Below are 24,111 nucleotides of genomic sequence, written 5' to 3' on the forward strand. Positions count from 1 at the left end.
TTCAGTGTGCAGCCCACTGCACGGAATTCAGATCGACGCCTTCCTGCACCATTTCCCACAGCGGCGAGAGTTCGCGCAGCTTGTCGATCTTGGCGTGCATCAGCTTGATCGTGTAGTCAACTTCTTCTTCGGTGGTAAAGCGGCCGATGGTGAAACGGATCGAGCTGTGAGCCAGCTCGTCCGAGCGTCCAAGGGCGCGCAACACATAGGAAGGCTCCAGCGAGGCTGAGGTGCACGCCGAGCCACTCGATACGGCAATATCCTTCACCGCCATGATCAGCGACTCGCCTTCCACATAGTTGAAGCTGATGTTGAGGTTGTGCGGCACGCGATGCGCCACATCACCATTCACATAGGTTTCAGGAATGTCTGAGAGCCCCTTGAGCAAACGATCCCGCAATGCGCCGATACGCGCGTTTTCGCTGGCCATTTCTTCGCAGGCGATGCGGAAAGCCTCCCCCATGCCAACGATCTGATGCGTAGCCAAGGTGCCTGAGCGCATACCGCGCTCGTGGCCACCGCCGTGCATTTGCGCTTCGATCCGCACCCGCGGCTTGCGACGCACGTAGAGAGCCCCAATGCCTTTAGGACCGTAAGTTTTATGGGCCGAGAAGGACATCAGATCAACCTTGAGTGTTTCGAGATTGATCTCGACTTTACCGGTAGCCTGCGCTGCATCGACGTGGAAGATGATGCCCTTCTCGCGGCAGATTTCACCGATCTCGGCAATCGGCTGGATCACGCCGATTTCGTTGTTCACAAACATCACTGACACCAGGATGGTGTCCGGACGCAGCGCCGCCTTAAAGGCCTCCAGATCCAGCAGACCGTTTTCTTGCACCTCAAGGTAGGTGACTTCGAAGCCTTGTCGCTCCAGTTCGCGCATGGTGTCCAGCACAGCCTTGTGCTCGGTTTTCAGCGTGATCAGATGCTTGCCCTTACCCTTGTAGAACTGGGCAGCCCCCTTGATTGCGAGGTTGTTGGACTCGGTGGCGCCGCTGGTCCACACGATGTCTTTGGAGTCAGCCCCCACCAGCGCGGCTACCTGCGTGCGCGCCTCTTCCACTGCGGCCTCAGCATCCCAGCCATAGGGATGCGAGCGGCTAGCCGGATTACCGAAATGTTCGGTCAGCCAGGGAATCATTTTCTGCGCCACGCGCGGATCAACCGGGGTGGTTGCTGAGTAATCGAGGTAGATGGGGAACTTCATCAGCTGCTCCAGGGGGCTTGTTGTCTTTGTTTCAGACTGCAAGCGCAGTCAGGTTCTTCAATTCATTCAGGGTCTGACGCAAGGCCAGCAGAAAACTTTCAATTTCGCTCATCTGTGTGCCCTGTCCCACGCTGACCCGCACCGCGCCACGCGCCAGCTCAGGGGCAATTCCCATCGCCAACAGGGTGCGCGAAGGTTCGGGATTGGCCGATGAACAGGCCGCGCCACTCGCCATTGCAAAGCCGGCACGATCCAGCTTGCCAACCAGGGTTTCGCCGTCGATCCCCTCAAAAGCGAAAAAACTTGTATTCGGCAAGCGCGCAGCCTGAACACCGAAGAGACAGGCCTGCAATTTCCGCAACCCGACCTCCAGGCAATCACGCAGCGCCTGCATATGCTGAACCCGCCGCTGCAGATCATCTTGCAGCAGTTCGCAGGCAAGGCCGAAGCCAACGATGGCCGCGACATTTTCGGTACCGGAGCGCAGCCCGCGCTCCTGACCTCCACCGCCAATCAGCGCCTCTAATTCGACCCGCTTGTCCAGCACCAATGCACCAGCCCCAAGGGGGCCATAAACCTTATGCGACGAGAGCGTCAGTCCATGCACACCCAGCGCGCGGAAGTCGAGCGGGATTTTACCCAAGGCCTGCACCGCGTCACTGTGAATATATCCACCCTGCGCACGCTGGGTTTTGGCCAAGGTCACAAGATCATTCAGCACGCCTGTTTCATTGTTGGCCAGCATCACCGAAACCAGCGCAGGCTTGTCACGCAGCACTTGATCAAGCGCGGCATTTGTATCAAGTGCACCCTCAGCACTCAGCGGCAACTCGTTCAACTGCCATCCCGCATGCCGCAACTGCCGGGCCGGTTCTCGCACACAGGGATGTTCACTGGCACCGATGGCGATTCGCCCCACAGGCAGATTCGCGGCCGCGCCCTTGATGAATAGGTTGTTGGATTCGGAGCCGCCGCTGGTGAAGATCACCTCGGTCGGGTGCGCATTCACCGCCGCAGCCACTTGCTGGCGAGCCTGATCAATCGCAGCGCGTGCCTGCCGGCCATATTCATGACGACTAGACGCGTTGCCCCAGCGCCCTCCGCCCAACCAGGGCAGCATGGCCTCACGCACACGCGCATCAAGCGGCGTGCTGGCATTGTGATCGAGATAGGCCGGGGCAAACATGACAGTCTCCGCTCAGGCCAGCGCCTCAGCATCGGCCTTGCTGCCGCGACGAAACTCGTCGCACAGCACGACAGCCTGATGCGGGTTTTCGCGCTGACGAATCTGGCTGACCAGAGTATCCAGATCCACCGATTCGAGATACTCGAACATGCGGCGGTTCAGATTGGACCACAGATCATGGGTCATGCAACGGTGATGCGGCTGGCCGTTGCAGTCTTCCTTGCCACCGCACTGAGTGGTATCCAGTGGCTCGTCAACAGCAATGATGATGTCTGCGACGGTGATCTTGTCCATGGTACGGGCCAGGCAATAACCGCCGCCAGGGCCACGCACGCTAGAAACCAGCTGATGGCGACGCAACTTGCCGAAAAGCTGCTCAAGATAGGAAAGCGAGATACTCTGACGCTCGCTGATGCCGGCCAGCGTTACTGGCCCCTTGTCCTGGCGCAGGGCCAGATCGATCATGGCGGTAACGGCGAAACGACCTTTGGTGGTGAGGCGCATGTTCTGCTCCGGTCTCTGTGGGTGGCTGGCTGAAATCCTTTGCGGGGCTGGCGCGCAGGGCCTCAGGGCAATACTTGATTGTTTTGCTCAAGAATACAATTCCCGACCAATCTGGTCAAGCATTCCCGAACCCGGAAAGACGCTATCGGCACGATAGAATCCACGCATGCTTCCTCCCCCTTCGCCCTATCAGCCACCGCCCGACCAAGGCCTGCCACTCATTTACGTTGACGAGGCTTTGCTAGTGCTGGACAAACCTGCCGGCCTGCTAACCGTGCCAGGCAGAGGCCCCGAAAAAGCGGACTGCCTCGCTGCAAGGGTGCAAAAACGCTTCCCTGAAGCACTGATCGTTCATCGGCTGGACATGGAAACCTCTGGGCTCGTCCTGATGGCACGTGGCCCGGCCATGCAACGCACGCTGAGTCAGCTTTTCGAGCAACGGCGCATCCACAAGCGCTATCTGGCACGCGTGGCAGGCCGGCTGACCCCCGAGCGCGGAGCAGTCAACCTGCCACTGATCACGGATTGGCCCAGACGCCCGCGCCAGATGGTCGATCATGGCATTGGCAAACCTTCGCTGACCCACTATGCCAGCCTGCACTTCGACGCCGCAACGCAGAGCAGCCGGGTAGCACTGGAACCACTCACCGGCCGCTCCCACCAACTCCGGGTGCACATGCTGAGCCTTGGGCACCCGATCCTGGGAGATGCGCTCTACGCACCCGAAGCGGTGCGCCTGGCCGCCCCGCGTCTCATGCTGCATGCTGAATGGCTGAGTTTTCCGCATCCGGATAGTACTGAGCCGGTCGAATTCACTGCGCCCTGCCCGTTCTGAAGCACAATCCCGCCCCCTGTCCATAGCCCCCCTCCATCCATGCAATGAAGGTCCGCCTGCATACATTCCTTGAACTATTGCTTAACCTGCTGGCGCCTTGGCTGGCCTACTCGGCCGCGGAACCCCACTACGGCGAATTTGGCGCCCTGATCGCGTCCTCCCTGCCGCCCTTGGCATGGAGCGTCTTCGAGTTGCTCCGCTATCGGCGCGTGGATGCCCTGAGTTTCTTCATTCTCGGCGGCATTGCCCTCTCGCTGCTGGCCATGGCTTTGGGCGGGGATGCCCGCTTGTTGCTGGTGCGCGAATCACTCATTTCCGGCCTGGTCGGAATTGCTTTCCTGGTTTCGCTGCTGTTTCAACACCCGCTTGTTTACTATCTCGTGTGCGCAATGGCAAAACGTGGAGACGAGCAGCATGGCGCTGAGCGTTTTCATGCCTGGTGGCTGCTTGCCGGCAGCCGCAAGCTCATTTGCGAGATCAGTTTCGTATGGGGTACGGGCCTGGCACTGGAGGCGGCTCTACGCATCTGGCTAGCCTGGCACTGGGAACCGCAACGCTTCCTCGCTATCGCTCCGCCACTGGGCTACGCAATCGCCGGCCTCATGGGCGCATGGACATTCTGGCGTGTGCGCCGGCATTTATCGGGCCAGCCCAAAGCGACAAAGACTTCAGCAACTGCTGAATAAATCCGCTAAACATCCTGAATCGGCGACAATAGCGGTATTCCCGCGCTGTCGCCTTCCTGCATTTCCCCGGCTCGCCCATTTGCGCAGCCCAATCCGGTACCACTGCCATGTCAGACTCCATCGCCAGCTTCGCCGACCTGAAGCTTTCCGCCCCCATTCTCCAGGCCCTTGCCGACGTCGGTTATGAAACCCCGTCGCCCATTCAGGCTGCCTGCATCCCGATCCTGCTTGATGGCGGTGACATTCTCGGCGAAGCCCAGACCGGTACCGGCAAGACCGCAGCCTTCGCGCTACCGCTGCTTGAGCGCCTCGATGCCAGCGACCGCCGGCCGCAGATTCTGGTTCTCACTCCGACCCGCGAACTGGCCATCCAGGTCGCCGAAGCTTTCCAGAAGTACGCCCGCTACCTGCGCGACTTTCATGTACTGCCGATCTACGGCGGCCAGAGCATGGTGGTTCAGCTACGTCAGCTCTCGCGCGGTGCTCAGGTCATTGTCGGCACACCCGGCCGCGTCATGGACCACCTGGAGCGCAAGAGCCTTGATCTCACCAACCTGAAAGCCCTGGTACTGGACGAAGCTGACGAGATGCTGCGCATGGGCTTCATCGACGACGTCGAGTGGATACTCCAGCACATTCCTGACACGCGCCAGACAGCGCTGTTCTCCGCCACCATGCCGGACGTAATCCGCCGTGTGGCACACAAGTATCTGAAGAGCCCGCAAGAAATCAAGATCAAGGCTTCGACCAGCACCGTGGCGGCAATCAGCCAGCGCTACTGGCAGGTTCGCGGCGTAAACAAGCTCGATGCACTAACCCGAATCCTTGAAGTCGAGGAAACTTTTGACGCCGCGATCATCTTCGTTCGCACCAAGATCGCGACCGAAGAGCTCGCGGACAAACTCGAAGCCCGTGGCTATGCCGCGGCCGCCATCAACGGCGATATGAACCAGGGCATGCGCGAGCGTGTGATCGAGCAGCTCAAGAGCGGCACCCTCGACATCCTCGTTGCCACCGACGTGGCCGCCCGTGGCATTGACGTACCGCGCGTCTCACATGTTATCAACTACGACATTCCCTACGACACCGAAGCCTATGTGCACCGTATCGGCCGCACCGGCCGCGCAGGTCGTACCGGCAACGCCATTCTCTTTGTCGCCCCGCGTGAGCGCGGCATGTTGCGCGCCATCGAGCGCGCCACGCGTCAGCCGATCGAGCAGATTTCCCTGCCGACGCGCGAAGATGTTGAAGGCCGCCGCATCGCTCAACTCAAGCAGCTGATCCTTGACACTATCGAAGCCGAAGACATGCAGTACTTCAGCGAAGTGCTGGATCAGCTAGCGGAAGAGAACGAGCTCTCGGTTGAAGAGATCGCCCCGGCTCTGCTCTTCATGGCTCAGAAGGAACGCCCGCTGAAGGTTGAAGAACACGGCCATGGCTGGGACGTAGCCACGGCACCGGCCGACGCCCCGCGCAAATTTGACGGTGGCAGCTTCACCGAGCGCAACGAACGCCCGGCCCGCTTCGAGGAGCGTGGTGAGCGCCCCCGTTTCGAGCGCGAAGAGCGCGCCCCGCGCGAACGTGCCCCCCGTCAGGAGTTCGTCTCGGACGGCAAGACTCAGCGTTACCGCATCGAAGTGGGCCGTGCTCATGGCGTGATGCCCAAGGAGATTGTTGGCGCCATCGCTAACGAAGGGGGTATCGACGGCCGCATGATTGGTCAGATTGACCTCTTCGACGATTTCAGCACCGTTGATCTACCGGTGTTGCCTGAACCACTACTTGGCGTGCTCAAGCGCACCCGCGTGCGCGGCCAGACCATCAATATCCGTGCCCTGGCAGAAGGTGAGCGCTACGAAAAGAGTCGCGCCCCGCGTGAAGAACGCCGCCCGCAAGGCGCCTACGACGAAGGCCGCCGTGGCGGTTTCTCGCGCGACGAGACCCCGCGCCCGCGCCGTGAGGGCGGCTTCCCGGAAAAGCGCAGCTTTGACGATCGCCCGCGCAGCCCCTACAACAACGAAGCCCCGCGCCGCAGCTTCGACGATCGCCCGCCGCGCCCACGTGAAGGTGGCGCTCCCTTCGATGGCCCACGCAAGAGCTTTGGCGGTGATTCCGCCGCGCCGCGCCGCAACTTCAGTGATGCACCACGCAGTTTTGGCGATGCGCCCCCGAAACGCAGCTTCGCTCGCGATGACAGCGCCCCGCGCCGTGATGATCGCCCGACGCAGCCGCGTGAGGGCTTCAGCAAACCGGCCTTTGGTGACAAACCCAAGACAGGATTCAAGGGCGGTAAGCCAAAGAAGAGCTGGTAAGCAGAAACGAAAAAGCGGACCTACAGGTCCGCTTTTTTTGTGTCATCCCCTGCTTCAGATCGCCATTGGCATCGCCATGCCTCCGAAATGGAAGAATCGGGCATAGTCAAGCAAGTCCCGGCGTTGAGCCGGCTGAAGCCGGCTGATCAACTGGCGGGCGCGTGCTTCAGCAGGCGCGTCTGGCAGCCAGCGCGGAGGACTGCGCAGGGCAAGCATGAAGGGCGCCATCCAGGTTCGGTGGAGACTGACGTCAGAGCCCAGCACGGGCGCCAGTTGGCGTAACTCAGGCTCGCTGAAGGCAGCGCGCAGTGAGTGGCGGTAATCTTCGGTGAACAATTCCGGCTGCAGATCGGCCCGATCCGTAGCAAAAAACTCCTGGGTCTGCGGGCGACGCAGACGACCAAAGTCGATCAGCAGAACACCGCCACCAGGCTTCAGGACTCGTCTGAGCTCGCGAAAACAGGCTTCAAGTGCTGCCAGATCTGGCAGATGATGCAGCGACAGGGTGGACGTCACCACGTCAATGGAGGCATCCGCGAATCCTTCCAGCTTGCAGATATCTCCCTGCCGCAGGCGCATGTTGTCCAACTGCTGGCGTGCAAGCGTAGCTTGGCCGTGCTCAAGCATCGCAGCCGAAGCATCTAGGCCGATGAACTGTGCCTGTGGATGCAGGCTTGCCATCACACCCAGCTGGTTCGCCGGGCCACACGCCAGATCCAGCACGGTATCACCGGGGCGAATCAAGGACAGGGTCTGGAGCGCGTTATAGACGTAGGTAAAGGCGAGGATGCCATCCTCGCGCCCGGCGCGCATGAAGGCCTCGACCTTGGCCGGATCCTCCATCACCAGCGCCGGCTCCGGAACGCGCACCTGCTCGTGACGAGCGAGGCGGTCGAGAACGAGATGGAACATCATGACGAGGCCGGACATGGCAAGAGCGTGAGCAAATTGAAACGCGATTGTAATAGGCAATCCCGCACACCAACAAAAACGCCGGTCATTCGCACGACCGGCGCCCAGGCAACGGCAAAGCCCGGAATTACTTCAGGGCAGTCATGGCCACGTGATCCATGTCCGGGAAGGTCTGGTTTTCACCCGCCATCCCCCAGATGAAGGTATAGGTCTGGGTTCCTACGCCGGTATGGATCGACCAGGACGGCGAAATCACGGCTTGCTCGTTGCGCATCACGATATGACGGGACTCGGTCGGTTCGCCACACATGTGGAAGACCACTCCGTCCGCATTCATGTTGAAGTAGAAATACACCTCCATGCGGCGCTCGTGGGTATGACAGGGCATGGTGTTCCACATGCTGCCTTCTTCCAGTTTGGTCAGGCCCATGATCAGCTGGCAGCTATCCACTACGCCCGGCACGATGTACTTGTTGATGGTACGGCGATTGGAAGTCTTGGCGTCCCCCATGGTTTGCGGGCTGGCCATTTCACGGGTGATTTTCTTGATCGGATAAACCGCGTGGGCCGGGGTGCTGTTGTAGTAGAACTTGGCAGGATGAGCAGCGTCCGTACTCCTGAACACCAACTCCTTGTTGCCCTTGCCAACGTAAAGCGCTTCTTCGCCATTCACTGCGAACTCAACACCGTCGACGACAACGACACCGTCGCCACCAATATTGATCAAACCCAGTTCACGACGCTCCAGAAAATAGGCGGTGCCATAGGTTTTGCCCAGATCAGGCATGGCGATCGGTCCTGTCACCGGCATGATCCCGCCAAAAACGATGCGGTCGACGTGGCTATAAGTCATGGTGATCTGGTCTGCCACAAAAACCTGCTCGACCAGATACTCCTTTCGCAGACCTTCGGTATCAAGCGTCTTGCTGTAGGCGGCGTTGCAGGATTGGCGAATATCGATTTGCATGCTTGCTCCAAAGAAATGAGGCGCGGCGCGGCAGGCACCCGGCCTGTGAAAGGGTCTGACAAAGCCAAAGGCGAGCCATTGTACGAGGGCGTCAGGGCTTCCTGCTGCTGGAAGGGCTGCCCGCCCTTGATCCAGACCACATTTCCTGTCGAAATTGCGGCCCTGCCGGGTATGATCACACGGAAAACTAAATGAAAACGCTGTCACCATCCAGCAGTTGTAGTGACAGCGAAACAATAGGCAGGGGACTCTGTAATGGCAAGCGAATACCGCGTCGTATTCAAGGGTGAGATTCTTGATGGTTTCGATCCGGAAGCCGTGCGTATCAAGGCATCAGCCAAACTCAAAGCATCGCCTGAGCAGGTCGAACGCCTGTTTTCCGGACGCAGTTCGGTACTGAAGAAAGGCATCGCCGCCGATGTCGCTGAACGTTATGTGAAAGAGCTGGGCAAAATCGGCATGCGGGTGAAGCTCGAAGCCGTGGCTGAAGCAGCCCGCACACCGCCGCCCACACCAATCGTTCAGGCCTTCTCCGATCTGGAAAAAACTCAACTTGCCGATCCCCTGGCGCTTTCGCGCTATCTTCAGGGCGAACAGGACGCAGCCAGTGCGCCCACCGTGATCGTTACCCCTGCTCAGCAGCAGGAAGTTCTGGACGCTGTTGCCAGCATGAGCGCTGAAAACGCTCCGACCCTGATCGTGACGCCTGCGCTGCGCGCCGGTTTCCTTGCCGAGCACGCGCCCAATGCGGCCGACATGCCGACCGTGATCGTCAATCCTGCCCCCCGTGGCATTACCCCCGGCATGGTGGTACGCGAGGAAAAAACCAGCCCGCCGCGACACGATCCGGAGCGCACCCTGATAGCTAATCCAGCCGCGCTGGACGCTTATTTCAAGACTGAAAGCAGTTCCCAGCCCGCCGCAGCCCCGACCCAATCCCAGTTCCCGACAGGCCTGCCGCTGGACCCACACAAGACCGAGCTGAACCCGGATGCACTTGACGCGTACCTGAGCGCCCATCCTCAGCCACCGGCCATCACCAAGCCGGCGCCGCTGCGCGAGGTGACCGTCAGCGTCGCCAAGGATTTCAACACCGGGTCGGGAGATCAGGCGATCAGCGTGTTTGCCCCCTCCATGCCCAGTGGCCCCTTTGCAGCCGCAACAAGCCCGACCCAGTGGATGGAAACCGAGCAGGACGAGGATCTGGCGCCACCACCCGACCACGCAGCTACCCGCCTGCGCAAGATCAAGATCGGCGCCGCTGTCACCTTGGCCTTCCTCTTACTTTGGTGGCTACTGTAGGCCGTAGCCCCCAGAGGGGGCGTCCGGGCCGCTACAATGGCGGCCCTTTGCATTTCTGTTGACGCGCCATGCCCCTCGAACACCCTGCGCATGAAGCACTCCAGGCGCAGCTTGCAGAGCTGGATGCCGCATCGCTCAAACGCCAGCACCGGATACAGGCCCACGCCTGCAGCCCGGTGACCCTGGCCGATGGCAAGTCGCTCCTGGCATTTGCCAGCAACGACTATCTTGGGCTTGCCAATGCGCCAGAATTGATTGCCGCGGCCCAGACTGCCGCCGCTCGCTGGGGCGTTGGTGCTGGCGCTTCGCACCTTGTCAGCGGACATACTGAAGCCCATCAGGCACTGGACGAAGCGCTCGCCCGCTTCACCGGCTTCGAAGCCGCGCTAGGATTTGCTACCGGCTATCTCGCGAACATTGCCGTCATGCCCGCGCTGCTCGGGCGGGGCGATGCCATTTTTGCCGACCGTCTTAATCACGCCTCACTGGTCGACGGCGCACGCCTCAGCCGTGCCGAACTGAACCGCTACGCCCATTGCGACCTGACCATGCTGGATGCGCAACTGTCAGCCAGCCGTGCCCGACGCAAGCTGATCGTTACCGACAGTGTATTCAGTATGGACGGTGATGTTGCGCCACTCGCCAAGCTTCTGACGCTCGCCGAACAGTACGACGCCTGGCTGCTGGTTGATGACGCACATGGCTTCGGCGTACTTGGCCCGCAGGGACGCGGCACACTGGCCGAGGCGGGTCTGAACTCCGGGCGCCTGATCCTGATGGGCACCCTCGGCAAGGCAGCCGGCGTGGCGGGCGCTTTCGTCGCCGCTTCGCGAACCGTCATCGACTGGCTGCTGCAAACAGCCCGCCCCTATATTTTCACCACAGCCACACCTCCGATGCTGGCAGCGACGCTGCAAGAAGCTCTGACGCTGATTGCCGCCGGTGATGAACGCCGTGCCCATCTGCAGAGGCTGATTGCCGCACTCACCGCGGGGCTTGCCGATACGCCCTGGAAGCTCCTCCCTTCACGCACCGCCATTCAGCCCATTCTGATCGGCGAGAACGCCCGCACACTTGCCATCTCCAAAGCGCTTGAATCGCGCGGCCTGCACGTCCCGGCAATCCGCCCCCCGACGGTACCGCAGGGCACGGCGAGGCTGCGCGTCTCTCTATCCGCCGCACACACCGCCGAAGATGTCACCCGCCTGTGCAGCACCCTGCACGACTTAGCACAGGACTTCGCGTGACGCCCACCCTGATCTTCCTCCCCGGCTGGGCTTATCAGCCCACGCTCTGGGATACTCTGCGCGCAACGCTCAGCGAATTCCCCTCCTATGCGCCTGAATTGCCCATGCACGCCGGGGGGCTTGAGTGCTGGGCAGATACGCTTGCTGGCAAACTGCCGGAAAACGCCCTTCTGGTCGGCTGGTCGCTCGGCGCCATGATCGCTCTGGTGCTCGCGGCACTGCACCCTGAAAAAGTGCGCGGTCTCTATCTGATCGGGGCCACTCCGCGTTTCGTCACCACTCCGGACTGGCCACATGGGCTTGATGCATCGACGGTCAGCGCCTTCCTCCGAGGGTTTTCCAGCTCACCCGAACGCACCTTGCAGCGCTTTCTGACCCTGCAAGTGCTGGGAGACGCACGCCGCAGCACCCTCACACCGCAACTTGAAGCCTGTCTGGCCAAAGCCACAGAGCCCGGCCTTGATGAAGGCCTGCAGCAACTCGAACGCGCCGAACTGCGGCCGCTGCTCGCACATGTGCGCCAGCCAGTCTACCTGCTGCATGGCAACCGGGACGCGCTGATGCCGGTCGGCGCTGCAAAGTGGCTGGCCGCCCAATTGCCCACTGCCAAGCTGGAAACTCTCGCTGAGGCCGGCCACGCACCGCTGTTTGACCAAATTCCCGAGTTGGCTAGGCGCATCCGGAACTTTGCCAATGCGCGCTGAGAAGCAGCTCATTCGCGCAGCCTTCGGCGCTGCTGCGACCCGCTATGACGCGGTTGCCGAACTCCAGCGCCGCATTGCGCGCGACTTGCTGAGCCGCACCCCCGCCGCCAACCGGATGCTGGACGCCGGTTGCGGCACCGGTTTTGGCGCCCGCCTGCTGCGCTCGGCGCACGCTGAAGCGAACGTGTTTGCGCTGGATGCAGCGCAGCCCATGTGTGCCCACTCAGGCGAAGCGCTAGCCACCTGCGGCGATATCGAAGCCCTGCCCTTCGCCAACGCCAGCTTCGATCTGTACTGGTCCAGCCTCGCCTGGCAATGGACCAACCCCCTGCTGGCCGCGCACGAAGCGGCGCGTGTTCTCGCGCCCGGCGGGGTCTTGCGCGTCGCGACACTGGGCCCCGACAGTTTGCGTGAGTTGCGCGAGGCCTTTGCCAGCGTGGATAGCCATGCTCATGTGCGTGATTTCGACAGTCTTGAGCACCACGCCAATGCCTTGAACACAGCAGGCTTCAGCACTCTATATATCGAGCGTGTCGTCATCCAGGCTTTCCTGCCCGATCTCAGAACAATCCTGCGGGACTTGCGCCAGCTCGGCGCCCACGCCCTGGGGGCTGCCCGCCGTCGCGGCATGCTCGGGCGCCAGGCCTGGCAGCGTCTTGAAACCGCCTACGAAGCACACCGCAGCCCAGCCGGCTTGCCCGTGAGTTACGACGTGATTTATCTCGCTGCGAGCAAAGCATGAGCGCCTTCTTTCTTACCGGAACGGATACCGAGATCGGCAAAACCTTCTCGGCCTGCGCCCTGCTTCACGCCTGGCGCAACCAGGGATTCAGCTCCGTGGCTTACAAACCGGTTTCGGCGGGTGCGGAACTGATTGAGGGCCAATGGAGCAACGAGGACGCGCGCCGCCTGCAGGCTGCCTCCAGCCCAGGCTTCGTGCTTGAAGAAATCAACCCGCTGTGCCTGCGTGCCGCCATCGCACCGCACCTGGCAGCCGCCGAGGAAGGACGCGAACTCGCACTGAACGACATGCTGGCGGGCTTCCACGCCCTGCAGGCACGCGCCCAGCGCGTACTGGTCGAAGGGGTGGGTGGCTTTCGCGTACCGCTCGGGCGAGACTTTGACAGCGCCGACCTGGCCGTGGCGCTGGGCCTGCCCGTGATTCTTGTGATCGGCCTGCGTCTGGGCTGCCTGAACCACGCCCTGCTGACGACGGAAGCGATCCAGGCACGCGGCCTGAGGCTCGCAGGCTGGATCGGCAACACACTGAATCCGGCGATGAACCGACTCGACGCCAACATCAGCACGCTGCATGAGCATCTGCGTGCTCCCTGCCTGGGTATCCTGCCTCACGCAACCGATGGCGAGGCCGGCGGAGTGGCGCAGCATCTCCTTCCGCCCGCTTGAGCCCAGGGTCTGTTGGCAATCACTCGCCGAATCAGCGGATGATTGTCAACAGACCCTGGGCACATGGCCAAACGGGGGGAATGCTAGACTCCAAGCCTTCCCTGCACCGCATACCTCCTCCATGAAACGCTCCCGCCTTGGCCGCCGCAGCGGCCTGCCCCGCGAAGCTGAAGAAATTCTCTGGCTGGCCAATGGCCTGGCCGAATCCGGCAGCCGCGCCGAAGACTCCGGTTGGGAGAACCCACTCCTGAAAGCCCTCGAAGCCCTTCTGCAAGCAGGCGATGAAGAAGTGCTTACGAGCACCCTCGACCACCTCTACAACACCAACCAGCGCGCTTACGATGTGCTCGCCGACTGCATCGAAACCAGCGCCGAGCAACTGCTGACGCCAGCCGGTGAAGTGCTGTTGCTGGCCGTGCCGGTACTGGCCTGGTCACGCTTCTCGATTCCGGCCAGTGCCATTCCGGCCAAGGTGCTGAACAATCTGCGCGTGCATCTGCAAGCCCATGTACTAGCTCAGGGTGTGAAGCTCGGGCTGGCTGACGCGCTCTTCAGCCCAGATCAATTGCCTCAGGGCTATTGCGAAACCGCGCGTTTTACCGCGGCCATGATCGAAACAACCCTGGCTGAAGGCGTGCTGCACATTGATCAGGAAACCCTACCGGAAACCACTCGTTTCCTGTCGGATGTTCGTTACATTCTGGCCGCCGTTGAGGTACGCCCGGGTCAGCCGGTGTTCCACTGGCAGGAAAAGGATGGCAGCAAGGAACAGGCTGGCGAACAGTGGCGCGCCCAGGGCGGTGCCTGCCTGTTACCCCTTCTGGCCGGCTGCGCCATGGAACTGGTGCTACCCGACGCCTATTTCTCAGCCTGCCGACAGGCCGATCGCGCCTCACGCCCCTATTCGGTACGCGCTTCCGCAGCATTTTTGAGCACTACGCTGGATGTCGCGCCAGGGGAGCTGCGCGCGGTAGTAGCGCCATTCTACGACCGTCAAATCGAGGAGTACCGCATCGGTTTTACCACCACCAAGGGCAAAAACGTAGTGCATGGTGTGGTGTGGCCGCTGCTCGGACCAGAGGACGACTCGGCCGAAGTGCCCGGGCAGATTGAGGCTGCGCTGAAAGATAGCGGCATCACTCGCATCGAGCACCTCGACAACCGCTTTCCGCTGGAATACTGCGATGACTGCGGAGCCCCGATGTATCCCTCGCCGGACGGCGATGCAGTGCACGCCGAGCTGCCTGAAGACAAGGCGGAGCAGATGCCCAGACACCTGCACTGAGCCCTGCAGTGGCCGCCTCAGGGCGGCCCCTTGTGTTCATTCCATCCGGTCGGCGAGGTTACGGCCATTGATCAACACAGTGGCAGTAGACAGGCCGCTGGCGTCAGTGCTGAGCGGGTCGATCATCAGGCTGCCAGATTCAAGCTGCTTTTGCAGACGCTGCTTGGCCATATCACTGCTATCCCCCTGCAAGCCAGCCACTTTGTATTTGCGACCCTGGTAGAAAAAGGTGTCTCCATCTACTGCGTAGGCACGGTCCGGGGCGCTACGGGCTTTTACTTCAGTCTCTGGCCCGTCTGCTGCCGGTTTATCCAGCGCGTCCCGGGCGATCGGGCTGCTGAGCGTTTTTTCGACCGGCACGTTGCAAACCTTCCTGCTGGTCCAGCCCTTGGCCGTCCTGACCCTCTGCATTTTGCAGCCTTCAAGTGCAGCGCTCGTTCCTGCCGTTTTTCCGGCGGACTTCCTGGCCCCAGCCTTCTTGCCCGTAGTCTTGCCCGTGGGTTTGGCTGGCACCGGTTTGCTGGTGCTTTGCTTGCTGACCGGCTTTTTGCTGCTGGTTGTTGCTGCCGCAGCAGTCTGGGCAAACCCCGCGCACAACAGGCCGGCAAACAGGACACAAAGCACTCGCTTCATCGTTTCTCCACTTCAGGCACATTCATCGTTTCCGGCATTTTCGCACTGATCACGTGCGAACATGGCGCACAGGTGAGAAAATCCGTCTCCCGCAAAGTTCCCTACCGCCTCTCCCATGCTCCGGATTTACGGCATCAAACAATGCAGCAGCATGCAGAAAGCCTTCGCTTGGCTGGATGCACGCAGCCTTCAATATGACTTCCACGACTACAAGAAAAACGGCATCGACGCCGTTACCTTGCAAACCTGGAGTACCCAGGCGGGCTGGCAAGTTTTGCTCAACACGCGCGGCACCACTTGGCGAAAACTTAGCGAGAGCGAACGTCAGGATGTTGATGAGGCCAAAGCCATTCGCCTGATGCAAGCCAACCCCAGCCTCATCAAGCGGCCTGTCATCACCGGCGGCAAGCAACTGGTCGTAGGTTTCGACGAAGCCCGCCTTGCCGCAGCCCTGGAGCCTCAAGCATGACCAATGCCGTTACCCGTTTCATGCTCGATGCACTGGATATCCGTGGTGCGGTCGTTCAGTTAGGAAGCACCTGGCAGCAAGTGTGCGTCGGTCGCCACTATCCACCGGCGGTGCAATCACTGCTCGGCCAGATGTGCGCTGTGACTGCAGTCATCGCTGCCAATCTCAAACAGGCAGCCCGGATCACCTTTCAGCTCAGCGGCCACGGCTCGGTTTCGCTGCTGGTGATTGACTGTAATGAACGCTTGAACCTGCGCGGCTACGCCCGCCACGAAGCGGCGCCTGTCGGGCCTGCCGGCCTACAGGAACTGCTCGGTGACGGCCGCCTGCTGATGTCACTCGACATGGAGGGGGCACGCCAGCCCTGGCAAAGTTATGTACCGGTCGAAGGTGAATCAATCGCAGCGGTTTTTGAGCACTACCTGGCACAATCCGAACAGCAACCCGCACTGCTCGTGCTGTTTGCCAACCAAGAACAGGCTACCGGCCTGTTCCTGCAGAAGCTGCCCGGTGCAGATCTCAAAGATGCAGACGGCTGGAATCGCATCGTGCACCTCGCTTCAACCGTGAAAGCAGAAGAGTTGATGGAGCTTTCAGCTGAGGAAGTGTTGCTGCGCCTGTTTTTCGAAGAAGAGGTGCGTATGTTTGAAGCACGCCCGGTGACCCATGACTTCCCACCGGATCGCGACAAGATCGCTACCATGCTGCGCAGCCTCGGTCACGAAGAAATCGAACGCATCCTGGCCGAGCATGGCGAAGTACGTATCCATGATGATCTTTCCAATCATGAGTACATATTCAGCAGCGAAGAAGCGCTGGCGCTATTTAGTCAAGGCCGACCGACCCTGCACTGACTGGCTTCAAACAACCATGGAAATGGCCGTCACAAGACGGCCATTTTTTTTATTTGAACTCGCGTAATTCAGGCGGTGTTTCGTCCCGATCTCCGTGTGGATGATGCTCCCAGGCTTTGACGTAGACCTGATTGGATTGCTTGATCAGACGCTGCGGCGCGGTTGCATTGCGGCTACGCGTTTCTTCGCAGAAATGGGTCAGCGAGCGCTTGATTCGTGAAATCAGGCTATCGTCGAGACGAAAGCCCTCAGCCTCCAGAGCCTGCTCAATACCACGCAGGGAGTAGTGCGCAAGGTCGTAACACACATGCAGACTCTCCGCGTGCACTCCGGACTCCACATGCAGCCAAGGTTGATTCTGCAGGAACAGCAAAGCTCTGGCGCTCTGGCCTTCCGGATACTGCGCAAAGCGTAGCTCGTGCTCGCACAATGCCTCAGCCAGCGCGTTTTCGTGCAGATGCTTGCGTCCGGCAAGCTTGTAGGCAGTTTCGCGACGCATCATGCCCTCCGCCGTCAAAATGCGGGCCAACCGACGGCTGACCCGGTATTCACTTACTTGGGCTGCGAGGCCTCAGCTGCCGGCTCCGCGACTTCGGATTTCACAACAGCAACCGGTTTGCCCTTGAGCAGATTCATGGCTTGCTCAAATTGATAGTCACCCGCACCAGCTGGCTCAAAACGTGCAGGCGGTTCATCAGCTTCAGGCTTGCGACCATTCTTGGCTGGCTTTGCTGCCGGGGCAGACGCGGACGCAGCAGGCGCAGATTGCTCTGTCGGATTGGCAAGATGACGCGTCAGATCGGCTTCACGATAGAACGGCTCCGAAGAACCATTCGGCGTCTCATCAACCTGGAAGTCGGGATCGATACCCTTTGCCTGGATCGAACGGCCAAGCGGTGTGAAGTACTTGGCGATGGTCAGCTTGACGCCAGTCTGCCCTTGGATGATCGGGAAAATGGATTGCACAGACCCCTTGCCAAAAGAACGAATTCCCAGCACTTTGACGCGCTTGTAGTCCTGCAAGGCTCCGGCCACGATCTCCGAGGCCGAAGCAGAACCACCGTTGACGATCACCACCATCGGCACGGTCTTCACGCCCTTGGGTAGACTCTTGAGTGCATCCTCGCTGCCACGCGAATACTCGCTGGCTTCTGCGTGATACTTACGCCGTGCATCGGGGATACGCCCCTCCGAATACACCACCAGACTCTTGGCTGGCAGGAATGCGGCGGAGACTCCTACCGCCGCATCGATCAGACCACCCGGGTTGTTTCGCAGATCAAGCACCAGCCCCTTGAGCGGGCCATCCTTGTAAAGCTTATCCAGATGGCGAGCCAGGTCAGCCGTCGTCTGTTCCTGGAACTGGGCCACACGAACATAGCCATAGCCCGGCTCAATCAATTTGGACTTGACGCTTTGCACCTGGATCTCTTCACGCACCAGCGTGAACTCGAGCGGTTTTGTTTCACCCTTGCGCACAATGGTGATGTTGATCGAGGTGCCAGGCTTTCCGCGCATGCGCTTGACGGCATCGGTCAAGGTCAGGCCGCGCACAGGGGTGTCATCGAGCTTGAAAATCAGATCACCAGACTTGATGCCAGCACGGAAAGCTGGCGTGTCTTCGATCGGGCTGACGACCTTGACCAGACCATCTTCCATCGAAACCTCGATACCCAGGCCACCAAATTTACCCTTGATCGAGATCTGCATGTCCTTGAAGGCTTCTTCATCAAGGAACTGCGAATGTGGATCCAGACCCGCGACCATGCCGCTGATCGCATCGTTGATGAGTTTCTTGTCTTCGACCGGCTCTACGTAAAGCTGCTTGATGTGGTTGAACACGTCAGCGAGGCTACGCACCTCATCCACCGGGAGCTGCGGCGTTGCACCGCCTTCGCGATTGGCGTTGGCCGCAAACTGCAGGCTCACCAGCACCCCCAGGCACATGCCGCACAGCACCAACCCCAACTGCTTGAATCTGCTCATCAGCTCTCCGTCAGACTATTTTGCCGCCATCCATTTGGCGGGATCTTGCGGTTGCCCGCGATGTCGTATTTCAAAGTATAAACCCGATTCTTCGAGGCCACCGCTGCTGCCCGCACTGGCCAGCACCTCTCCTGCCCGTACGTCGTCTCCCGGGTTCTTGAAGAGCGACTCATTGTTGCCATACACGCTCATGTAACCATTGCCGTGATCAACGATCACAAGGTTGCCAAAACCGCGCAACCAATCGGCAAAAGCTATCTTGCCGGAGGCGATGGCGCGCACATCGGCACCACTGGCTGTTTTGATGAAAACCCCACGCCAGCTCGCCCCCCCCTCCGCACGCGGGCTGCCGAATCGCGCCTTGATGGTACCTGCCACGGGCCACGCCAATGCCCCCTTGCGCGCAGCAAATTCACCGCCCTCAACATCACTACCGGCCACGCGAGAAATCTGCTCTTCCTTGCCTACGGGCTTGCTTGGAGCAGACTGAACGCTTCTGGGCGCAGGCGACGGACGGCTGCGAGAAATTTTCTCCAGTCCACGCAACAGCTTTTCCATGCGCGCCTCGTCACGTTGCAGGGTCTGCATCTGCTTGCGCTGACCACGCAACTGACTGGCGATCTGCTCCAGCACTTCACGCTGCTTGCGTCGCTCGCTCTGTAAGCCCTCCTGCTCGCCGCGACGCTGCTGCTCAAGACGCAGCAGTTCAGTCCGTCTAGTCTCGGCCTGGGCTACCACGCCAGCCAACTCCTGCATCGCGGAGCGGGCACGCTCGATCGCCACAATGCGCTGACGCGCAATCTGCTCGAGGTAATAGGCATCCCGGGACAACTGATTTGGACTATCGCCAGAAAGAAAGCGGCGAGCCCCCCCCTGGCCACCTTCAACATACATGCGGAACACTGCATCGCCCAATTGCTTTCGCAATACGGCAATCTCGTTTTCAAGCGCGAGCTGCTGCTCCCGCAAGCGTTGAATTTCGGCTTCAGCTGCCTGACGTAACAGTGATATTTCACGCAGGCGGCGCTGCGCGGCAGAAATGGCCTTGTCCGAGCCAGCCAGCTCGTCAGCCACCTCCTCCTTGTTTTCTTCGCTGCGGGCAATTTCATCCTGCAGGCTATGGATCTTCTCGCGCAGAGCGGAAAGCTCACTGCGCTTGCTGTCAGCCGGGGCCGCACGGACTCCGGCTGACATCAGGCAGGCGCCTGCCATGCATACAGCGGCAAGGCCTGCTCGCCAAGTCATCAGGCCTTGGCCTTGCCCTGATTGGCAACTGCGTTCATTGCAGCCTCGATCACCGACGGATCAGCCAAGTAGTAGCTCTTGATCGGCTTCAGATCCGCATCCAGTTCATACACCAGCGGTTGTGCAGTCGGGATGTTGAGCTTGAGGATGGCCTCTTCGCTCATGTTGTCCAGGTACTTGACCAAGGCACGCAGGCTGTTGCCATGGGCAGCAATAACCACGCGTTTGCCGGATTTCACTACCGGCGCAATGGTCTCCAACCAGTAGGGAATGAAGCGCTCGACCGTATCCTTCAGACACTCGGTGCGCGGAAATTCGCCCGGCTTCATGTCAGCGTAGCGCGGAGCCTTATCTTCCATGCGCGGATCGTCCAAATCCAGAGCAGGCGGCGGCACATCATAGGACCGACGCCACACCAGCACCTGCTCCTCGCCGAACTTGGCTGCGGTTTCAGACTTGTTGAGACCTTGCAGCGCACCGTAGTGACGCTCATTCAGACGCCAGCTGTGTTCGACCGGAATCCACAGTTGATCCATCTGTTCCAGTACGCCATTCAAGGTCTTGTTGGCACGCTTGAGCATCGAGGTGTAGGCGATGTCGAATTCAAAGCCCTTTTCCTTGAGCAGCTTGCCGGCGGTAATCGCTTCTTCGACACCACGCGGCGTGAGATCCACATCGGTCCAGCCGGTAAAGCGATTTTCAAGGTTCCAGGTGGATTCACCGTGACGCATCAATACGATTTTGTACATGACGTTAGCCTATCAGAGGGAAGTGAAAGCGGTCTCTCCGCCGCCCGTAAAACGCGGGTTGCGGCAAAAGTGGTATTGTATCGGATCACTTGGCCCGCGACGCATTGCCGCACGAGCGGATCGCGCGTGTTTTTGATCGCAGGCACGTTTTCCGGAATTTTGCAGAAAAGAACCATGGATTTCGTTTCACAAAACATCTTCCTAATCACCCTCGCCGTCATCAGCGGCCTGGCTCTCTTCATCCCCGTACTGCGCGATGCCCAGGCCAGCACCAGCCAGGTTTCGCCGGCCCAGGCCGTCATGCTGCTGAACCGCCAGAATGCGGTCATCGTTGACGTGCGCGAAACCGCAGAGCTTGCGACAGGCAAGATCGAAGGTGCCCGCCATATCCCTGCTGGCGAGATCAAGGCCCGCAGTGGCGAACTGGATAAATTCAAGAACCGTCCGCTGATTCTCGTATGCGAGAGCGGCGCGCGCTCTGGCCGAGCCCTGGCAGATCTGCGCAAAGCCGGCTTTGCCCAAGCCTACAATCTGGCCGGTGGCATCAAAGCCTGGAAAGAAGCAGGTCAGCCTCTTGCTGGTAGCAAACAGACATGAGCAAGGTCGTCATGTATTCCACGGGCGTCTGTCCGTATTGCGTACGTGCCGAGCAACTGCTGCTGCGCAAAGGTGTCACTGATCTTGAAAAAATCAGGATCGATCTGGATCCGCAGCAGCGCGATCACATGATCGAGATCACCGGCCGGCGCACCGTCCCCCAGATTTTCATCGGGGCTACGCATGTGGGCGGCTGTGACGACCTGTATGCGCTTGAGCACGAGGGCAAGCTTGAAGCCCTGCTCAAGGACGCCTGACACTTACCCGTTTTAACTTCCACGCGGAAACTCCACATCATGGATCAGAACCAGCAACCCGTTTTCAAGATTGAAAAGCTCTACGTCAAGGACCTCTCGCTGGAAGTGCCGAACGCTCCGGCCATCTACCTCGACCCGAATTCGCCTTCCGTAAATGTTGACCTCACCACCCAGGCGGCGGCCGTGGGTGAAGGCTTCTTCGAAGTGTCGATCACGGTAACCGTGACGGCCAAGATGGAAGAGGAAGAGAAGGTCGTCTTCCTGGTCGAAGCAACCCAGGCCGGCATTTTCCAGGTGCGCAACATCCCCGCTACGGACATTGAGCCTCTGCTGATGATCGGCTGCGCCAACATCCTGTTCCCGTATGCCCGCGAAACCGTGTCGGACGCGGTCACCCGCGCAGGCTTCCAACCGGTGCTGCTGGCGCCAGTTAACTTCGAAGGCATGTATGAAGCTCGCCAGCAAGAACTCGCCGCTCAGCAGCCGAAGATCGAAGTGCCGATTCAGTAAGCAGGCCTTCAAAGCATGAAGCACGGATTCCTCAGACTGATCCTGGCCTGCAGCGCGGCATCCGCGTCCTTCGCGGCGCCGGCTCTGGAGTACAAGTCCTTGGCCGACAATGCCATCTTGTATGACGCCGGCTCCACCAAGGCGCAGCCGCAGTTCATCCTGCTCAAGGGCACACCGGTCGAAGTGATTGTGACGGTGGACAAGTGGCTTAAGGTGCGTGAGCAAGGTGGTGGCATGGGCTGGGTTGAGCGCGGCAGCATCAGCGACAGCCAGCAAGTCATCGTCAGCGCAGCCACGGCTGACGTACGCCAGCGCGCCGAGGAATCCGCACCGCTGGTCTTCCAGGGCAGCAAGGGCTTGTTGCTGGAAGTACTTGAAAAACCTGTCGGTGCCTGGCTAAAAGTCCGGCACCGCGACGGGCAGAGCGGTTACGTTTCGCTCAAATCTGTCTGGGGAATCTGAACGTGTCCCGTATTGTTGTACTCGGCGCAGGTGCCTGGGGCACTGCGCTGGCGAATTCCTATTGCTTTTCCAATCACAGCGTCACGCTTTGGAGCATCGAGGCCGATCATGTCGCTGAGATGCAGGCCGAACGCATCAATCGTCGTTACCTGCCGGACATCGCGCTGAATGAAACGCTCGCCATTACGGGCGACTTTGCCACCGCCTGCAAAGATGCCGACCTGGCACTAATTGCCACGCCGGTAGCGGGTCTGCGCCCTACGCTGAAACGTATCGCCACCGAGTTTCCGGCCCTGCCGGTGCTGTGGGTGTGCAAGGGCTTCGAAGCGGGCAGCGGCAAATTGCCACATGAGGTGGCCGCCGAGCTTCTGGCACCAGGTACTGGCCGCGGCGCACTAACCGGGCCCAGCTTTGCGCAGGAAGTGGCCATCGGCCTGCCCTGCGCAATCACCTTGGCCTCGAAGGACCTTGCTTTTGCGCGCCACTGGGCCGGTAAGTTGATGCATCCGCGCCTGCGCCTCTATGCCAATGACGACATTGTCGGTGCCGAGATCGGCGCTGCGGTGAAAAACGTGCTGGCGATTGCTGCCGGCATCTCAGACGGGCTCGGCTTTGGTTTGAACGCCCGCGCCGCCCTGCTGACGCGTGGGCTGGCCGAAATTGCCCGGCTCAGCACCGCACTAGGCGGACGCAGCGAAACCCTGATGGGCCTCGCCGGCATGGGCGACCTGATCCTCACCGCGACCGGCGATCTCTCGCGCAACCGTCGCGTCGGTCTGGCGCTGGCAGAAGGCAAGCAATTGCCGCAGATCCTCCAGGAACTCGGGCATGTAGCAGAAGGCGTGCTGACCACGGCCACTGTGGTGCAGCGTGCCCGCAGCCTGAGCGTCGAAATGCCGATCACAGAGGCGGTGCATGCCGTGCTTGAAGGAGGCTTGAATCCACGCGACGCGGTCGAGCAATTGATGACCCGTGAAGCCAGATTGGAGAACGGCGCGGGCTGATACTCGCCCGAGCCGAAAAACAAAGCCCGGTCATGTGCCGGGCTTTGTTTTTGCGCAGCAAGCGCTCAGAGTTCAAACATCTCCGGATACTGCGCCGCCAACTGCGGCAACTGCTGCAGGATCTCGGCCATATGAATGCGCACTGCCGCCTCGGCCGCACTGGCGTCATGCGCCGCAATGGCCTCGACGATCTCGCTATGCTGGCCGATCAACCGTTCGGCCGGGCTGACATCGGTGTAGCTCAAATAGCGCACCCGATCCATCTGCGCCTTGATTTGGTCCACCACGCGCCAGGCCGCCTCGCGCCCGGCGATCAGGGCAATTTCATGATGCATGGCTTCGTCGGCAGCCAGAAACTCCGCATTACCTTCAGCGCCCGCCTGCGCCTCCAACGTTGCGCGCAGGCGTGCAACCGCAGCCTCATCGGCTTTCAGCGCTGCCTCCCGCGCCACCGCCACTTCAATCGCCTCGCGTACGAAGCGCGCATCCAGCACATCCGCCATCACTATGCGCTTTACATAAGTGCCACGCTGCGGGCGGATTTCGACCAGATCTTCCTGCGCCAAACGAATGAAAGCCTCACGCACCGGCTGGCGACTAACCGTGTAGCGCGCCGCAATCTCGGCTTCTGACAAGGCCGTACCCGGCTTCAGCTCGGCACGCACAATGGCGTCGCGCAAGGCCTGGTGAAGCTGGGAGCCGATGGATGCGGCGCGTTGCGGAATGCTTTTCATGATTTCGTTGACCCTCAAAAACTCACTGCTATACTACCATACAAGTTAGATCAC

Annotated in this window: 28 protein-coding genes; 17 read left to right on the top strand and 11 right to left on the bottom strand. The window is 60.4% G+C overall.

Features of this window, described 5'->3' with window-relative positions; all coding sequences use genetic code 11:
* Position 1: 1 nt before the first annotated feature.
* The 3 genes from C0V76_RS16285 to C0V76_RS16295 are packed head-to-tail and all read right to left on the bottom strand — an operon-like array spanning position 2 to position 2,900.
* A complete protein-coding gene (locus tag C0V76_RS16285; protein WP_101943841.1) occupies positions 2-1,210 on the bottom strand; it encodes an IscS subfamily cysteine desulfurase in 1,209 nt (402 codons plus the stop codon).
* A 31-nt stretch (positions 1,211-1,241) separates the two neighbouring features.
* The gene (locus C0V76_RS16290) at positions 1,242-2,396 is read right to left on the bottom strand and encodes a cysteine desulfurase family protein (RefSeq protein ID WP_101943843.1); all 1,155 of its coding nucleotides are present in this window, start codon (positions 2,394-2,396) and stop codon (positions 1,242-1,244) included.
* A 12-nt stretch (positions 2,397-2,408) separates the two neighbouring features.
* Positions 2,409-2,900: an Rrf2 family transcriptional regulator gene (locus C0V76_RS16295; RefSeq protein ID WP_101943844.1), complete on the bottom strand. Its 492-nt coding sequence runs from the start codon at positions 2,898-2,900 to the stop codon at positions 2,409-2,411.
* A 166-nt stretch (positions 2,901-3,066) separates the two neighbouring features.
* Here C0V76_RS16295 and C0V76_RS16300 point away from each other — a divergent pair, with 166 nt between their 5' ends.
* The 3 genes from C0V76_RS16300 (at position 3,067) to C0V76_RS16310 (ending at position 6,733) form a co-directional block, all read left to right on the top strand.
* Positions 3,067-3,735, top strand: a complete 669-nt coding sequence (locus tag C0V76_RS16300; RefSeq protein WP_101943846.1) for an RluA family pseudouridine synthase — start codon at positions 3,067-3,069, stop codon at positions 3,733-3,735.
* Between the two features lie 44 nt (positions 3,736-3,779).
* Positions 3,780-4,421 carry a VC0807 family protein gene (locus C0V76_RS16305; RefSeq protein WP_101943848.1) on the top strand — a complete coding sequence of 214 codons (642 nt, stop codon included), beginning with the start codon at positions 3,780-3,782 and terminating at the stop codon, positions 4,419-4,421.
* 107 nt (positions 4,422-4,528) lie between these two features.
* Positions 4,529-6,733, top strand: a complete 2,205-nt coding sequence (locus C0V76_RS16310) for a DEAD/DEAH box helicase (RefSeq protein WP_101943850.1) — start codon at positions 4,529-4,531, stop codon at positions 6,731-6,733.
* A 54-nt stretch (positions 6,734-6,787) separates the two neighbouring features.
* On the opposite strand, the gene C0V76_RS16315 is transcribed toward C0V76_RS16310, so the two are convergent.
* Entirely contained in the window at positions 6,788-7,663 is an 876-nt protein-coding gene (locus C0V76_RS16315) for a class I SAM-dependent methyltransferase (protein ID WP_101943852.1), read from the bottom strand.
* A gap of 109 nt (positions 7,664-7,772) precedes the next feature.
* A complete protein-coding gene (gene kduI, locus C0V76_RS16320; protein WP_101944031.1) occupies positions 7,773-8,606 on the bottom strand; it encodes a 5-dehydro-4-deoxy-D-glucuronate isomerase in 834 nt (277 codons plus the stop codon).
* A gap of 261 nt (positions 8,607-8,867) precedes the next feature.
* Between kduI and C0V76_RS16325 the strand changes: the two genes are divergently transcribed.
* From C0V76_RS16325 to C0V76_RS16350, 6 genes are all read left to right on the top strand, one after another.
* Complete coding sequence (locus C0V76_RS16325) at positions 8,868-9,914, top strand: hypothetical protein (RefSeq protein ID WP_101943854.1); 1,047 nt, start codon at positions 8,868-8,870, stop codon at positions 9,912-9,914.
* 68 nt (positions 9,915-9,982) lie between these two features.
* Complete coding sequence (bioF, locus tag C0V76_RS16330) at positions 9,983-11,161, top strand: 8-amino-7-oxononanoate synthase (RefSeq protein WP_101943856.1); 1,179 nt, start codon at positions 9,983-9,985, stop codon at positions 11,159-11,161.
* The gene (locus C0V76_RS16335; RefSeq protein WP_158239259.1) at positions 11,158-11,865 is read left to right on the top strand and encodes an alpha/beta fold hydrolase; all 708 of its coding nucleotides are present in this window, start codon (positions 11,158-11,160) and stop codon (positions 11,863-11,865) included. The genes bioF and C0V76_RS16335 overlap by 4 nt, the downstream gene beginning before the upstream one ends.
* Positions 11,855-12,607: a methyltransferase domain-containing protein gene (locus tag C0V76_RS16340; protein ID WP_101943858.1), complete on the top strand. Its 753-nt coding sequence runs from the start codon at positions 11,855-11,857 to the stop codon at positions 12,605-12,607. The genes C0V76_RS16335 and C0V76_RS16340 overlap by 11 nt, the downstream gene beginning before the upstream one ends.
* Positions 12,604-13,272: a dethiobiotin synthase gene (gene bioD / locus C0V76_RS16345; protein ID WP_101943860.1), complete on the top strand. Its 669-nt coding sequence runs from the start codon at positions 12,604-12,606 to the stop codon at positions 13,270-13,272. Before C0V76_RS16340 ends, bioD begins: the two co-directional genes overlap by 4 nt.
* A 121-nt stretch (positions 13,273-13,393) precedes the next feature.
* Positions 13,394-14,557 carry a DUF2863 family protein gene (locus tag C0V76_RS16350; RefSeq protein WP_101943862.1) on the top strand — a complete coding sequence of 388 codons (1,164 nt, stop codon included), beginning with the start codon at positions 13,394-13,396 and terminating at the stop codon, positions 14,555-14,557.
* Positions 14,558-14,593: 36 nt separating this feature from the next.
* Here C0V76_RS16350 and C0V76_RS19705 read toward each other — a convergent pair whose 3' ends face one another.
* Complete coding sequence (locus C0V76_RS19705; protein ID WP_143707448.1) at positions 14,594-14,917, bottom strand: hypothetical protein; 324 nt, start codon at positions 14,915-14,917, stop codon at positions 14,594-14,596.
* A 1-nt stretch (position 14,918) separates the two neighbouring features.
* Between C0V76_RS19705 and C0V76_RS19710 the strand changes: the two genes are divergently transcribed.
* The 3 genes from C0V76_RS19710 (at position 14,919) to C0V76_RS16365 (ending at position 16,513) form a co-directional block, all read left to right on the top strand.
* Positions 14,919-15,239 (top strand): hypothetical protein, encoded by a 321-nt coding sequence (locus tag C0V76_RS19710; protein ID WP_143707449.1) that lies wholly within the window; start codon positions 14,919-14,921, stop codon positions 15,237-15,239.
* A gap of 66 nt (positions 15,240-15,305) precedes the next feature.
* A complete protein-coding gene (locus C0V76_RS16360) occupies positions 15,306-15,659 on the top strand; it encodes an ArsC family reductase (protein WP_101943866.1) in 354 nt (117 codons plus the stop codon).
* Complete coding sequence (locus C0V76_RS16365) at positions 15,656-16,513, top strand: Hsp33 family molecular chaperone HslO (RefSeq protein WP_101943867.1); 858 nt, start codon at positions 15,656-15,658, stop codon at positions 16,511-16,513. Before C0V76_RS16360 ends, C0V76_RS16365 begins: the two co-directional genes overlap by 4 nt.
* Positions 16,514-16,562: 49 nt before the next feature.
* Here the strand turns inward: C0V76_RS16365 and C0V76_RS16370 are convergent, their stop codons facing one another.
* Genes C0V76_RS16370 through gpmA form a run of 4 tightly spaced genes read right to left on the bottom strand, consistent with a single transcriptional unit; the run spans position 16,563 to position 20,493 of the window.
* On the bottom strand, positions 16,563-17,015 hold the full coding sequence (locus C0V76_RS16370; RefSeq protein ID WP_254048274.1) for a hypothetical protein: 453 nt from the start codon (positions 17,013-17,015) through the stop codon (positions 16,563-16,565).
* A 50-nt stretch (positions 17,016-17,065) separates the two neighbouring features.
* On the bottom strand, positions 17,066-18,502 hold the full coding sequence (locus C0V76_RS16375) for a S41 family peptidase (RefSeq protein WP_101943871.1): 1,437 nt from the start codon (positions 18,500-18,502) through the stop codon (positions 17,066-17,068).
* Between the two features lie 12 nt (positions 18,503-18,514).
* A complete protein-coding gene (locus tag C0V76_RS16380) occupies positions 18,515-19,693 on the bottom strand; it encodes a murein hydrolase activator EnvC (protein ID WP_158239260.1) in 1,179 nt (392 codons plus the stop codon).
* Positions 19,694-19,743: 50 nt separating this feature from the next.
* Positions 19,744-20,493 (bottom strand): 2,3-diphosphoglycerate-dependent phosphoglycerate mutase, encoded by a 750-nt coding sequence (gpmA, locus tag C0V76_RS16385; RefSeq protein ID WP_101943874.1) that lies wholly within the window; start codon positions 20,491-20,493, stop codon positions 19,744-19,746.
* Between gpmA and C0V76_RS16390 the strand changes: the two genes are divergently transcribed.
* Genes C0V76_RS16390 through C0V76_RS16410 form a run of 5 tightly spaced genes read left to right on the top strand, consistent with a single transcriptional unit; the run spans position 20,467 to position 23,323 of the window.
* Entirely contained in the window at positions 20,467-21,090 is a 624-nt protein-coding gene (locus tag C0V76_RS16390; RefSeq protein ID WP_254048275.1) for a rhodanese-like domain-containing protein, read from the top strand. The two genes, gpmA and C0V76_RS16390, sit on opposite strands and share 27 nt — an antisense overlap.
* The gene (grxC, locus tag C0V76_RS16395; protein WP_101943877.1) at positions 21,087-21,347 is read left to right on the top strand and encodes a glutaredoxin 3; all 261 of its coding nucleotides are present in this window, start codon (positions 21,087-21,089) and stop codon (positions 21,345-21,347) included. Before C0V76_RS16390 ends, grxC begins: the two co-directional genes overlap by 4 nt.
* Before the next feature lie 39 nt (positions 21,348-21,386).
* On the top strand, positions 21,387-21,857 hold the full coding sequence (secB, locus tag C0V76_RS16400; protein WP_101943879.1) for a protein-export chaperone SecB: 471 nt from the start codon (positions 21,387-21,389) through the stop codon (positions 21,855-21,857).
* A gap of 15 nt (positions 21,858-21,872) precedes the next feature.
* Positions 21,873-22,319 (top strand): SH3 domain-containing protein, encoded by a 447-nt coding sequence (locus C0V76_RS16405; protein ID WP_101943880.1) that lies wholly within the window; start codon positions 21,873-21,875, stop codon positions 22,317-22,319.
* Complete coding sequence (locus C0V76_RS16410; RefSeq protein ID WP_101943882.1) at positions 22,316-23,323, top strand: NAD(P)H-dependent glycerol-3-phosphate dehydrogenase; 1,008 nt, start codon at positions 22,316-22,318, stop codon at positions 23,321-23,323. Before C0V76_RS16405 ends, C0V76_RS16410 begins: the two co-directional genes overlap by 4 nt.
* Positions 23,324-23,388: 65 nt before the next feature.
* On the opposite strand, the gene C0V76_RS16415 is transcribed toward C0V76_RS16410, so the two are convergent.
* Positions 23,389-24,057 (bottom strand): GntR family transcriptional regulator, encoded by a 669-nt coding sequence (locus C0V76_RS16415; RefSeq protein WP_101943884.1) that lies wholly within the window; start codon positions 24,055-24,057, stop codon positions 23,389-23,391.
* Positions 24,058-24,111: the final 54 nt, after the last annotated feature.

Origin of the sequence: Uliginosibacterium sp. TH139 (assembly GCF_002855595.1) — a bacterium.
GTDB lineage: Bacteria > Pseudomonadota > Gammaproteobacteria > Burkholderiales > Rhodocyclaceae > Uliginosibacterium > Uliginosibacterium aquaticum.